Source organism: Streptomyces sp. NBC_00090 (assembly GCF_045160815.1).
Taxonomy (GTDB): Bacteria; Actinomycetota; Actinomycetes; order Streptomycetales; family Streptomycetaceae; genus Streptomyces.
Genome location: NZ_CP108224.1, coordinates 5,037,141 through 5,049,398, shown reverse-complemented (window position 1 = coordinate 5,049,398; position 12,258 = coordinate 5,037,141). Strand labels below are relative to the sequence as shown.

11 protein-coding genes are annotated in these 12,258 nt (G+C 70.8%); 2 read left to right on the top strand and 9 right to left on the bottom strand.

Going from position 1 to position 12,258, the window contains the following annotated elements; all coding sequences use genetic code 11:
- Positions 1-15: 15 nt before the first annotated feature.
- Positions 16-462, bottom strand: a complete 447-nt coding sequence (locus OG361_RS22585; protein ID WP_405856191.1) for an anthrone oxygenase family protein — start codon at positions 460-462, stop codon at positions 16-18.
- A 90-nt stretch (positions 463-552) separates the two neighbouring features.
- Here OG361_RS22585 and OG361_RS22580 point away from each other — a divergent pair, with 90 nt between their 5' ends.
- Positions 553-1,131 carry a TetR/AcrR family transcriptional regulator gene (locus tag OG361_RS22580; protein WP_405856189.1) on the top strand — a complete coding sequence of 193 codons (579 nt, stop codon included), beginning with the start codon at positions 553-555 and terminating at the stop codon, positions 1,129-1,131.
- Between the two features lie 257 nt (positions 1,132-1,388).
- Positions 1,389-2,639, top strand: coding sequence for an esterase/lipase family protein (locus OG361_RS22575; RefSeq protein WP_405856187.1), 1,251 nt, complete (start codon positions 1,389-1,391; stop codon positions 2,637-2,639).
- A gap of 93 nt (positions 2,640-2,732) precedes the next feature.
- On the opposite strand, the gene OG361_RS22570 is transcribed toward OG361_RS22575, so the two are convergent.
- From OG361_RS22570 to acpS, 8 genes are read right to left on the bottom strand one after another with little or no spacing between them, the layout of a single operon-like run.
- Positions 2,733-3,410 (bottom strand): maleylpyruvate isomerase family mycothiol-dependent enzyme, encoded by a 678-nt coding sequence (locus tag OG361_RS22570; RefSeq protein ID WP_384572887.1) that lies wholly within the window; start codon positions 3,408-3,410, stop codon positions 2,733-2,735.
- Between the two features lie 6 nt (positions 3,411-3,416).
- Positions 3,417-4,856, bottom strand: coding sequence for an adenosylhomocysteinase (ahcY, locus tag OG361_RS22565; protein WP_405856185.1), 1,440 nt, complete (start codon positions 4,854-4,856; stop codon positions 3,417-3,419).
- Positions 4,849-5,724, bottom strand: coding sequence for a methylenetetrahydrofolate reductase [NAD(P)H] (gene metF / locus OG361_RS22560; protein WP_405856183.1), 876 nt, complete (start codon positions 5,722-5,724; stop codon positions 4,849-4,851). The genes ahcY and metF overlap by 8 nt, the downstream gene beginning before the upstream one ends.
- Positions 5,721-9,194, bottom strand: a complete 3,474-nt coding sequence (gene metH / locus OG361_RS22555; protein ID WP_405856181.1) for a methionine synthase — start codon at positions 9,192-9,194, stop codon at positions 5,721-5,723. Before metH ends, metF begins: the two co-directional genes overlap by 4 nt.
- A 24-nt stretch (positions 9,195-9,218) precedes the next feature.
- Entirely contained in the window at positions 9,219-10,202 is a 984-nt protein-coding gene (locus tag OG361_RS22550) for a carbohydrate kinase family protein (protein WP_405856179.1), read from the bottom strand.
- Between the two features lie 3 nt (positions 10,203-10,205).
- Positions 10,206-11,537 (bottom strand): methionine adenosyltransferase, encoded by a 1,332-nt coding sequence (metK, locus tag OG361_RS22545; protein ID WP_405856177.1) that lies wholly within the window; start codon positions 11,535-11,537, stop codon positions 10,206-10,208.
- Positions 11,534-11,785 (bottom strand): phosphopantetheine-binding protein, encoded by a 252-nt coding sequence (locus OG361_RS22540; protein ID WP_405856175.1) that lies wholly within the window; start codon positions 11,783-11,785, stop codon positions 11,534-11,536. The genes metK and OG361_RS22540 overlap by 4 nt, the downstream gene beginning before the upstream one ends.
- Before the next feature lie 22 nt (positions 11,786-11,807).
- The gene (acpS, locus tag OG361_RS22535) at positions 11,808-12,257 is read right to left on the bottom strand and encodes a holo-ACP synthase (protein ID WP_384572868.1); all 450 of its coding nucleotides are present in this window, start codon (positions 12,255-12,257) and stop codon (positions 11,808-11,810) included.
- Position 12,258: the final 1 nt, after the last annotated feature.

The window sequence follows — 12,258 nt, the reverse complement described above, 5'->3', positions numbered from 1 at the left end:
GGGGCAGCGGTGGCATCAGGCGAGGGCGGCGACCAGCAGGGTGAACGCGGCGACGATGACGGCGACGCGGATGTAGTGGTAGCGCTGCCAGCGGTTCAGCTGCTTCTTCCAGTCGGCGGGCCGGTTCTCCGGGGTCCAGGCCTTGTTCCGGTTGTTGATCGGGACGAGCAGCAGGATCGACATGACCACGCTGAGGATCAGCAGTCCGGCGGCGGTGACGACGAGTCCGGCGCCTTGGTGCTGCCATCCGGCGACGGCCCAGATCGCGATGAGGACGAGCGAGCCCATGTACCAGAACGGCATCAGGGCGCCGAGCATCCGGCCGCCGTGGGCGTGGCCGAGCTGGCCGCTGTCCTCGGGAAGCGCGTCCAGGATCCGGTTCATGATGAAGGCGACGGAGAACTCCACCCCCACCATCAGGCCGACGACGACGGTGGTGACGACCTCGAGTGCGTCGAGCATGACGATCCCTCCGTGAACTAGCGTTGCTAGATGATGGGGCAACGCTAGTACTACTAACGCTCGCTTGTCTAGCGATGCTAGGATCGACTCATGTCGGTAAAGGAACGCAAGGAGCGCGAACGGGCGGAGCGCGAGCGCCTCATCGTGGCGACAGCCCGCGAACTCGCCGAGCAGCAGGGCTGGGACGCAGTCACCACCCGCCGGCTCGCCGAGCGCATCGAGTACAGCCAGCCCGTCCTCTACAGCCACTTCCGCGGCAAGCGCGAGATCATCGGCGCCGTCGCCCTGGAGGGCGCCACCGAGATGGCCGCGGCGCTGCGGGCCGCGACCTCCGCCGCGGACGGCCCGCGCGAGCGGGTCGCCGCCCTCGCCCGCGCCTACCTCGACTTCGCCGAGCACAACCCGGCGGTCTACGACGCCTTGTTCCAGCTCGACGGCGGCCTGGCGTACGCGCAGGAGGACACCCCCGAGCCGCTGAAGGACGCCTTCGCCGCCCTGCTCGAGTGCCTCGCCGAGGTCGCCGGCGACGGCGTCCACCCGGGGCTGTTCACCGAGGTGTTCTGGGCGGGTCTGCACGGCCTGGCGACCCTGACCCGAGCGGGCCGCCTGCTGCCCGAGGACGCCGAGCCGAGGGTGGAGCTGTTGGTGGACCGGCTCGCCATGGTCTGACACACCGTCCCTGCGGGCACGCGGCCGGGGCCCTCGGGCCCCGCCGCTGCCTGCCTGCCTGCCCTGCGGCTACCGCACCCGGACGACCTGTCGGGTTCTCCGGCTCCACAGCGAGTGCGCCCGCGTACGAGCGGGCGCGAACAGGATGTTTCGTAGCCGTAAGAGTGATCTCTCCGGATTTATGTGGGTTGTTGGCGCGCGCGCCGTAACGATGGCGGTTCGGCACGATCGCCGCGACACGAAGGAGACGTCGAAGCATGTCCAAGCCTGTCGTCAACATCTGGGGCACCCCCGAAGGGGCTGCGCCCGCAGCCACGCAAGCCGCCCCCTGGGACACGCAGTGGGATCTCCGGGGCGGGACCGCCTGGATCTTCTCCAGCGCGTCCGGCCAGACGGCCGTCAAGCGGCCGGTGATCCTCGCCGACGGCTTCGCCCCGGGCAAGAGCGACGGCAACGCGCTGTACGAGGGCCTGGAGAACGGGGAGTACCCGTTCATCTCCACCCTGCGCGAGGCCGGCTTCGACGTCGTCCTGCTGGGCTTCGCCGACCGCACCGCGTCCATCCTCGACAACGCCGACGTCGCGATCGAGTGCATCAGGCGGACGATCGCCGAGCGCGAGGGCGACGCCCCGCTGGCGGTGGGCGGCTTCAGCATGGGCGGACTGGTCACCCGCTACGCCCTGGCCAAGATGGAACGGCAGAAGGAGCAGCACGAGACCGCCACCTACCTCTCCTACGACACCCCGCACCGCGGCGCGTGGCTGCCCCTGGGAGTCCAGGCTCTCGCCCACTACGTGAAGGAGCACTGGGGAGGCCCCCTCACGCCGCTCTACAACTCCTTCTCCAACCTGGTCAACAGCCCCGCCGCGCGCCAGATGCTGCGCTGGCACCTCGACACGGCCGCCGGGACCACTCTCGACGTCGCCGACGGCCGGCACCAGGACCGCATCGACTTCCTCGACGCACTGGAGAGGATGGGCAGCTGGCCGCAGATTCCCCGCCTGCTCGGCGTCGCCAACGGCACCGGCACCGGTGTCGGGAACGACATCCCCGCCGCCGGCACCGCGATGGCCTCCTTCGGGCCCGAGCTGATCAGCCGGCTCGACACCCAGGCCGGGAACATGCAGACCGTCGCCCGGATGGACAAGCCCGGCCAGGAACCGACGGAGATCCGCACCACCGGCTTCCCCGAACTCGACGGTGCCCCCGGCGGCCTCTTCCCCGAGGCCCCCGCCCTCGACGACGCCGCCAGCTTCGGCATCGCCGCCGTGCTCGCCGGCCGCGTCAACAGGACCGAGGCGGAACTGACCTACAACGCCTCCACCTTCGTCCCCACCATCAGCGCCGTCGCGTCGGCCGACATCGATGACCAGAGCGCCCTCTACGCCAAGATCGACCCCGAGCGCAGCGACCTCCACGACTTCCTCTGTGCCACCAGCAACGAAGGCCACACCACCATGACCCGCGAACTCGGCGAGTGGATCGTGACCAGGCTCAAGGAAGCGTGACGACCGGCCGGTCACCGGCAGGAGCGATACCGGTGTGGGGCCCGGGACCGTCGGGTCCCGGGCCCCACACGCGCCCCCCGAGACCGAGCCGGGTCAGCGGTAGATGAGTAGTTCGTGTTCCGTCGCGCCCGTCAGTTCGTAGCGGGTTCGGACCAGGGGGCGGCCCGAGTAGATGCGGATCAGGGTCGCCGCGTCCCCGTGGAAGCGGGCCTCCGGGCGGCCCGCTATCTCGTTGCCGAGGGCGACCGGGGTGTCCTCCCGGCCCTCCAGGACGCCCACCAGGCGCGGGGTCTCGCGTTTGCGGCTCGTCACCGAGAGGAGCGGGAGGGCCAGGTCCAGGCTCTCGCCGCAGTACGCGCCCGGTTCGCCGAAGGCCTCCCGGACGTCCCCGGCGTGGACCCATTCGCCGAGCGCGACGGCGTCGAGCCTGCCGTCCTCCCGCTCGGCGATGACCGGCCCGGCCTCGGTGAGGCCGCGTTCCAGCTCGTCGAGGATCCGGCCGAGCGGCCACTCCGCCCGTTCGGCCACGTCGCAGGCGTTGGCCTCCGGCAGGAAGACGCCCTCCTCCAGGCGGCCCTCGACGATCCTCACGAGGGCCGCCCCGCAGTGGGCGATGACCTGCCGGGCCGTCCAGCCCGGGCAGGCGGTGCGGAGCTCGTACGCCTCCTCGGGCGTGCGGCGCAGCAGCGGCATCAGCAGGTCCCGCTCCGTGGTCAGGAGCCTGTCCGGGAGCCAGGGGTCACGCACGTGACCAGGGTCGTCGGTACACATGCGTCCTCAGTAGCGGTAGTGGTCCGGCTTGTACGGGCCCTCCACCGGGACCCCGATGTACGACGCCTGCTCGGGGCGGAGCGTCGTCAGCCTGACGCCGAGGGCGTCGAGGTGGAGACGGGCGACCTTCTCGTCCAGGTGCTTCGGCAGCGTGTAGACATCCACCGGGTACTCCTCCGGCTTCGTGAACAGCTCGATCTGCGCGAGGGTCTGGTCGGCGAAGGAGTTCGACATCACGAAGGACGGGTGGCCGGTCGCGTTGCCGAGGTTCAGCAGGCGGCCCTCCGAGAGGACGATGACGACCTTGCCGTCCTCGAAGGTCCACGTGTGGACCTGCGGCTTGACCTCGTCCTTCACGATCCCCGGGATCCGCGCCAGGCCGGCCATGTCGATCTCGTTGTCGAAGTGACCGATGTTCCCGACGATCGCCTGGTGCTTCATGCGGGCGATGTCGGACGCCATGATGATGTCCTTGTTGCCCGTCGTCGTGATGAAGATGTCGGCGGTCTCCACCACGTCTTCCAGGGTGGCGACCTGGTAGCCGTCCATCGCCGCCTGCAGCGCGCAGATCGGGTCGATCTCCGTGACGATCACGCGGGCGCCCTGGCCGCGCAGCGACTCCGCCGAGCCCTTGCCGACGTCGCCGTAGCCGAAGACCACGGCCGTCTTGCCGCCGATCAGGACGTCGGTGGCGCGGTTGATGCCGTCGATCAGGGAGTGGCGGCAGCCGTACTTGTTGTCGAACTTCGACTTCGTCACGGCGTCGTTCACGTTGATCGCCGGGAAGAGCAGCGCTCCCTCGCGGTGCATCTCGTAGAGGCGGTGGACACCCGTCGTGGTCTCCTCCGTCACCCCCTTGATCCCGGCGGCGATCGTGCCCCAGTCCAGGGTGGTGCTCCGCAGCAGCTCCAGGATCACCCGGTGCTCGTCGTTCTCCGCCGTCGCCGGGTCCGGGACCTCACCGGCCTTCTGGTACTCCACACCCTTGTGGACGAGGAGCGTGGCGTCACCGCCGTCGTCCAGGATCATGTTCGGGCCGAGGCACGAGGACCGACCGTCGGACGCGGCCGGGCCGTCCGCGCCGGGCCAGGTCAGCGCCTGCTCGGTGCACCACCAGTACTCCTCGAGCGTCTCGCCCTTCCAGGCGAAGACCGGGATCCCGGCGGCGGCGATCGCGGCGGCCGCGTGGTCCTGCGTCGAGTAGATGTTGCAGGACACCCAGCGCACCTGCGCACCGAGCGCCACCAGCGTCTCGATGAGGACGGCCGTCTGCACCGTCATGTGCAGCGAACCGGTGATCCGCGCCCCCGCCAGCGGCTGGGTCGCCGCGTACTCCCTGCGGATCGACATCAGGCCGGGCATCTCGTGCTCGGCCAGGGTGATCTCCTTGCGGCCGAACTCGGCCAGGGAGAGGTCCGCGACCTTGAAATCGGTGAAGTCAGACATGGACAACGCTCCTTGCGCTGAGGATGGTTCGGTGGATTTCGAGGGCCGCCGTCGACTTGTTGAGCGTGATGTAGTGCAGCCCCGGCGCGCCCTCGTCGAGCAGCCGCAGGCCCATCCCGGTCGCGTGCTCGACGCCGATGCGGTACGCGGCGGCCGGGTCGTCCTTCGCCGCCTCCAGGCGGTGCGCCAGGTCCTCCGGGAAGGCGGCGTCGCTCAGCTCGGCGAAGCGCCGGATCTGGCGTACGTCGGTGGCGGGCATGATCTCCGGGATGATCGGGGTGTCGCAGCCGGCGGCGGCGACCCGGTCCCGCAGCCGCAGATAGTCCTCGGGGTCGAAGAACATCTGCGTGATGGCGTAGTCGGCGCCCGCCCGGCACTTGGCGACGAAGTGCGCGAGATCGGCGGAAGGGCTCGCGGACCTCGGATGGCCCTCCGGGAAGGCCGCGACCCCGATCCTGAAGTCGCCCAGCGAGCGCACGAGTTCGACGAGTTCGTGCGCGTACGTGAACCCCTGCGGGTGCGGGGTCCAGGGGCCGCGCGGATCGCCCGGCGGGTCGCCGCGCAGCACGAGCACGTCCCTGACCCCGGCGTCCGCGTAGGCGCCGATGATGGCCCGCAGCTCGGCGACCGAGTGCCCGACGGCCGTCAGATGGGCCACCGGCCGCAGCGTCGTCCCGGTGACGATCCGCTTCGTGACGTCGATGGTCCGGTCGCGGGACGAGCCGCCCGCGCCGTACGTCACGGAGACGAAGTCCGGGGACAGTGCCTCCACGCGCCGGATCGCGTCCCAGAGGGTCCGCTCGCCCCGGTCCGTCTTGGGCGGGAAGAACTCGAACGAGTACGTGGGGTTCACAGGCGTCGGATTCACAGGCGTCGCCCTCCCGCGTTGAAGTAGCTCGCCTCCGGGTGGTGGACGACGATCGCGTCCGTCGACTGCTCGGGGTGCAGCTGGTACTCCTCCGACAGCTCGACCCCGATCCGCTCCGGGCGGAGCAGCTCGGCGATCTTCGCCCGGTCCTCCAGGTCCGGGCAGGCGGGGTAGCCCAGCGAGTACCGGCAGCCCCGGTACTCGGTGCGCAGCATCCCCTCGATGCCGGCCGGCTCCGAGGACCCGGCGATGCCCCACTCGGCGCGCACCCCGGCGTGCCAGTACTCGGCGAGGGCCTCCGCCAACTGGACGGAGAGGCCGTGGAGTTCGAGGTAGTCGCGGTAGGCGTCGGCGGCGAAGAGCCTCGCCGTCTCCTCGCCGATCCGGGAGCCGACGGTGACCACCTGGAGGGCGACCGTGTCGATCTCCCCGGAGTCCTCGGAGCGGTGGAAGTCGGCCAGGCAGAGGCGGCGGCCCCGCTGCTGGCGGGGGAAGGAGAAGCGGGTCCGCTCGCCTCCGTCCTCGTCCAGGACGATCAGGTCGTCGCCCTTGGACACACAGGGGAACCAGCCGTAGACGACGGCCGCTTCGACGAGGCCCTCGCGCTCGACGCGGTCGAGCAGCGCCCGCAGCCGCGGCCTGCCGTCCGTCTCGACGGTCTCGGAGTCCTTGAGGCCCCACTGCCCCTTGAAGAGGGCGGTCTCGTCGAGCCAGGGGGCGTACTCGGCGAGCGGGATGCCCTGGACGACGCGGGTCCCGAGGAAGGGGGGCTCGGGTACGGGGTTGTCGGCGGCGACGTCGGAGCGGCCGGCCGGCTCGGGCTCCCGCACCCCCAGGACGACCGGGGTCTCGCGCTTGGGTACGCGCCGCGGCTTCAGCGGCGGCAGTACGGCTCCGGGGACGCCCCGCTTGACGCCCATGAGCGCGTCCATGAGGCGCAGGCCCTCGAAGGCGTCCCGGGCGTACCGGACCTCGCCCTCGTACAGCTCGTGGAGGTCCTGTTCGACGTAGGCCCTGGTCAGGGCGGCGCCGCCGAGGATCACGGGGAAGCGGGCGGCGAGGCCGCGGCCGTTCAGCTCCTGGAGGTTCTCCTTCATGATCACGGTGGACTTCACCAGGAGACCGGACATGCCGATGACGTCGGCGCGGTGCTCCTCGGCGGCCTCCAGGATCGCGGAGACGGGCTGCTTGATGCCGATGTTGACGACGTTGTAGCCGTTGTTGGACAGGATGATGTCGACGAGGTTCTTGCCGATGTCGTGGACGTCGCCGCGGACGGTGGCGAGGACGATCGTCCCCTTGCCGTCGGCGTCCGTCTTCTCCATGTGCGGTTCCAGGTGCGCCACGGCCGTCTTCATGACCTCGGCGGACTGGAGCACGAACGGCAGCTGCATCTGCCCGGAGCCGAACAGCTCGCCCACGGTCTTCATGCCGTCGAGGAGGACGTCGTTGACGATCTCCAGGGCGGGCCGGGAGGCCAGGGCCTCGTCCAGGTCCGCCTCCAGGCCGTTCTTCTCGCCGTCCACGATCCGGCGCTTGAGCCGCTCGTCCAGCGGCAGCGCGAGGAGCTCCTCCGCCTTGCCCGCCTTGAGGGACTTCGCCGTGGCGCCCTCGAACATCTCCAGGAAGCGCTGGAGCGGGTCGTACCCCTCCTCGCGGCGGTCGTGGATCAGGTCGAGCGCGACCTGGACCTGCTCCGGTTCCAGGCGGGCGATCGGCAGGATCTTCGAGGCGTGCACGATCGCGGAGTCCAGGCCGGCCTTCACACACTCGTCGAGGAAGACCGAGTTGAGCACGATCCGCGCGGCCGGGTTGAGGCCGAAGGAGATGTTGGAGAGGCCGAGCGTGGTCTGCACGTCGGGGTGGCGCCGCTTCAGCTCGCGGATCGCCTCGATCGTGTGGACGCCGTCCTTGCGGGACTCCTCCTGCCCCGTGCAGATGGTGAAGGTGAGGGTGTCGATCAGGATGTCCGACTCCCTGATCCCCCAGTTCCCGGTGAGGTCCCCGATGAGCCGCTCGGCGATCGCCACCTTGTGCCCGACGCTCCGGGCCTGGCCCTCCTCGTCGATGGTCAGCGCCATCAGCGCCGCGCCGTGCTCCTTCGCGAGCCCCGTGACCTGCGCGAACCGCGACTCGGGGCCGTCACCGTCCTCGTAGTTGACGGAGTTGACGACGGCCCGGCCGCCGAGCTTCTCCAGACCGGCGCGCAGCACCGCGATCTCGGTGGAGTCGAGGACGATCGGCAGGGTGGAGGCGGTCGCGAAGCGGCCTGCCAGCTCCGCCATGTCCGCCGTACCGTCGCGGCCCACGTAGTCCACGCACAGGTCGAGCAGGTGCGCGCCCTCGCGGATCTGGTCGCGGGCCATCTCGACGCAGTCGTCCCAGCGGCCGTCGAGCATGGCCTCGCGGAACTTCTTCGACCCGTTGGCGTTGGTCCGCTCGCCGATCGCCAGGTACGCGGTGTCCTGCCGGAACGGCACGTGGCTGTAGAGGGAGGAGGCGCCCGGCTCCGGGGTGGGGCGCCGGTCGAGCACGGCCGCGCCCCGCACCCGCTCGACGATCTCCCGCAGGTGCTCCGGGGTCGTCCCGCAGCAGCCACCGACCAGCGCCGGCCCGTACTCCCGCACGAACCTCTCCTGGGCGTCGGCCAGTTCGGCCGGGGACAGCGGGTAGTGGGCGCCGTCGGAGGTCAGGACCGGAAGGCCCGCGTTGGGCATGACGGAGATCGGGATGCGGGCGTGGCGTGACAGGTGCCGCAGGTGCTCGGCCATCTCGGCGGGGCCCGTGGCGCAGTTGAGGCCGATCATGTCGATGCCGAGCGGTTCGAGCGCGGTGAGCGCCGCGCCGATCTCGGAGCCGAGCAGCATCGTGCCCGTCGTCTCCACCGTGACCTGCACGATCACCGGCAGGTCCACCCCGACCCAGTCCAGGGCCCGGCGGGCGCCGATGACGGCCGCCTTCGTCTGGAGCAGGTCCTGCGAGGTCTCGATGAGGAGGGCGTCCGCGCCGCCCCGGATCAGGCCCTCCGCGTTCTGCCGGAAGGCCTCGCGCAGCGGCTCGTACGTGATGTGGCCGAGGGTCGGCAGCTTCGTGCCGGGGCCCATGGAGCCGAGGACCCAGCGGGGGCGGCCGTCGGCGGCCGTGTGCGCGTCGGCGGAGGTGCGGGCGATCCGGGCGCCGGCCTCCGACAGCTCGTACACCTGGTCCTCGATGCCGTACTCGGCGAGCGCGGCCAGGTTCGCGCCGAAGGTGTTGGTCTCGACGCAGTCCACGCCGACCGCGAAGTAGGCGTCGTGGACGGAGGCGACGATGTCGGGGCGCGTGAGGTTGAGGATCTCGTTGCAGCCCTCCAGGTTCCGGAAGTCGTCCATCGTCGGGTCGGCGGCCTGGAGCATCGTGCCCATCGCCCCGTCGGCCACCACGACCCGGGTGGCGAACTCCTCCCGCAGCGACCGCCGTGCGGCGCTCATGCCGGCCCCCTCATGACAGTCCCCTCATGACAGTCCCCCCAGATGCGTGACCAGGGCGGCCGTGCAGCCGACCCCGTACGTCGTCCTGATCCGGTCGAGAAGGGAGTCCCGGTGCAGCCGGTACTCCTGCGTCCCCACGTAGTCGAGGACGGTCGCCGCGACCGCGCAGCCCAGCTGCGCCGCGCACCGCTCGGGCACGCCCCAGAGCGTCCCCGCGAGGAACCCGGCCCGGAAGGCGTCCCCGACGCCGGTCGGGTCGACGACCCCGGCGACCTCCACCGCCGGGACGGCGAGCGTGGGGCGGTCCTCGCCGCGGATGCGGACACCCGCCTCGCCGTGGGTGGTGACCCAGCTGCCGACCCTGGCCAGCACCTCGGCCTCGGTCCAGCCGGACTTCTCCAGGAGCAGCGCGGTCTCGTACTCGTTGGTGAAGAGGAACCGCGCCCCCTCCACCAGCTCCCGCACCTCCGCTCCGTCGAGCCGCGCCAGCTGCTGCGACGGATCGGCGGCGAACGGCATCCTCAGCTGACGGCAGGTGCGGGTGTGCCGCAGCATCGCCCCCGGGTCGTCCGGGGAGACCAGGACCAGATCCAGCCGGCCGGTGCGCGCGACGACCTCCCGCAGGTCGATCTCGCGCGCCTCGGCCATCGCCCCCGCGTAGAAGGTGGCGATCTGGTTCTGGGCCCGGTCGGTGGTACAGACGAAGCGGGCGGTGTGGAGCGACTCGCTGACGCGCACCGAGTCGGTGTCCACGCCGTGGTCCTTGAGCCAGACCCGGTAGGGCTCGAAGTCGGAGCCGACCGCGCCCACGAGGGCGGGCCGCAGCCCGAGGACACCGAGTCCGAAGGCGATGTTCGCTGCCACTCCGCCGCGCCTGACCTCCAGGTTGTCGGCGAGGAACGACAGGGAGACCCGGTCGAGCCGGTCGGCGAGGAGCTGCTCGCTGAACCAGCCGGGGAAGGTCATCAGATGGTCGGTCGCGATGGATCCCGTGACAGCGATACGCATGGCCTACTCCCCTCCCTCTTTTTGCGCCTCCGGAGCGCTCCCGCCGGCGTCGACGGTCGACCGTGCTCGGTCGCTCGTTCCTCCCGACCTGCGCGCGCTCTCCCTTTCGACGCCGCCGCGCTCCTGCGGCGCGAGCGCTGCCTTCTTCAGGGCCTCCACGCGGTCCGTGCGCTCCCAGGTGAACTCGGGGAGCTCGCGGCCGAAGTGGCCGTAGGCCGCCGTCTGCGCGTAGATCGGCCGCTTGAGGTCCAGGTCGCGGATGATCGCGGCCGGCCGCAGGTCGAAGACCTCGCCGACGGCCTCCTGGATCCGCTCGTCCGGCAGGGTGCCGGTGCCGAAGGTCTCCACGAAGAGGCCGACGGGCTCGGCCTTGCCGATCGCGTACGCGACCTGCACCTCGCAGCGGCGGGCGAGCCCGGCCGCGACGACGTTCTTCGCGACCCAGCGCATCGCGTACGCCGCCGAGCGGTCCACCTTCGACGGGTCCTTGCCGGAGAAGGCGCCGCCGCCGTGGCGGGCCATGCCGCCGTACGTGTCGATGATGATCTTGCGGCCGGTGAGTCCGGCGTCGCCCATCGGGCCGCCGACCTCGAAGCGCCCGGTCGGGTTGACCAGGAGCCGGTAGCCGTCGGACTCCAGGGTGACGCCCTCCTCGACCAGCTCCTTGAGGACGTGCTCGACGACGTACTCGCGGACGTCCGGGGTGAGCAGGCCCTCGACGGAGATGTCGGCGGCGTGCTGCGAGGAGACGACCACCGTGTCGAGGCGGACCGGGCGGTCCCCGTCGTACTCGATGGTCACCTGCGTCTTGCCGTCGGGCCGCAGGTACGGCACGGTGCCGTTCTTGCGGACCTCGGTCAGCCGCCGCGACAGGCGGTGGGCCAGCGCGATCGGCAGCGGCATCAGCTCGGCGGTGTCGTCGCAGGCGTAGCCGAACATCAGGCCCTGGTCGCCGGCGCCCTGCGCGTCGAGCTCGTCGCCCGCGCCCTCGACCCGGGACTCGTACGCCGTGTCGACGCCCTGCGCGATGTCCGGCGACTGGGCGCCGATGGACACCGACACGCCGCAGGAGGCGCCGTCGAAGCCCTTCGCGGAGGAGTCGTAGCCGATGTCGAGGACGGCCTCGCGCACCAGCTTCGCTATCGGCGCGTACGCCGTGGTGGTGACCTCGCCGGCGATGTGCACGAGACCCGTGGTGATCAGGGTCTCGACCGCGACGCGCGAGGACGGGTCCTCGGCGAGCAGCGCGTCGAGGATCGTGTCGCTGATCCGGTCGGCGATCTTGTCAGGGTGTCCCTCGGTGACGGACTCCGAGGTGAAGAGACGGCGGCTCATGCCTGGACCTCCACCGGGGCCTTGAAGAAGTGCTGCTCGATGGCGCCGAGCGTGCGGATCGTCTCGACCTCAAGGGTCTCCATCTGGATGGCGGTGCCGCTCTCCTGCTCCAGGAGGAAGACGAACTCGACGAAGGACAGCGAGTCGATGAGCCGGTTCTCGATCAGGTCGAGGTCGGAGGCGATGTCGTCGCGCTCGGGGTGACGGTCGAGGATCCAGTTCTTCACCGTCTGCAGGCCGTCGGCCATGGTTGATCTCCTTTAGCTGCTGCTAGCTACTGCTGCTGGATACGTAAGGGGTGGGGGCGATGATCGGGGCGGCCACCGCGACCGCGTAGTCCACGTCGTGGCTGATGGACACGGTGATCTCGGTGATCCCGGACTCGGCCGCCATCTCGGCGGCCGACCGGTGCAGCTCCACGAGCGGCCAGCCGCCCTCGGAGCGCCGCACGACGATGTCCGGCCAGGGCAGGAACCTGCCCCTGACCCGTAAGGTCTTGAAGGCCGCTTCCTTGGCCGCGATCCGCCCGCACAGGCTCAGGAGGTCGAGCCCGGAGGACGTACGGCAGTCGGCGAGCTCGCCGGGGGTGAGCATCCGCTCGAAGAACTGCTCCCCGTACTGGGCGAGGAGCCTGCGGACACGGTTGACGGACACGATGTCCATGCCGAGGTTCGCCCACCCCAGGCCGCCCGCCGGCGGGGCGGCGGGACGGGCCGGCACG

Excerpts from the sequence above, each read along its gene's own strand:
- OG361_RS22585 (WP_405856191.1), bottom strand. The coding sequence starts at position 462 with ATGCTCGACGCACTCGAGGTCGTCACCACCGTCGTCGTCGGCCTGATG.
- OG361_RS22580 (WP_405856189.1), top strand. The coding sequence starts at position 553 with ATGTCGGTAAAGGAACGCAAGGAGCGCGAACGGGCGGAGCGCGAGCGC.
- OG361_RS22575 (WP_405856187.1), top strand. The coding sequence starts at position 1,389 with ATGTCCAAGCCTGTCGTCAACATCTGGGGCACCCCCGAAGGGGCTGCG.
- OG361_RS22570 (WP_384572887.1), bottom strand. The coding sequence starts at position 3,410 with ATGTGTACCGACGACCCTGGTCACGTGCGTGACCCCTGGCTCCCGGAC.
- ahcY (WP_405856185.1), bottom strand. The coding sequence starts at position 4,856 with ATGTCTGACTTCACCGATTTCAAGGTCGCGGACCTCTCCCTGGCCGAG.
- metH (WP_405856181.1), bottom strand. The coding sequence starts at position 9,194 with ATGAGCGCCGCACGGCGGTCGCTGCGGGAGGAGTTCGCCACCCGGGTC.
- OG361_RS22550 (WP_405856179.1), bottom strand. The coding sequence starts at position 10,202 with ATGCGTATCGCTGTCACGGGATCCATCGCGACCGACCATCTGATGACC.
- metK (WP_405856177.1), bottom strand. The coding sequence starts at position 11,537 with ATGAGCCGCCGTCTCTTCACCTCGGAGTCCGTCACCGAGGGACACCCT.
- OG361_RS22540 (WP_405856175.1), bottom strand. The coding sequence starts at position 11,785 with ATGGCCGACGGCCTGCAGACGGTGAAGAACTGGATCCTCGACCGTCAC.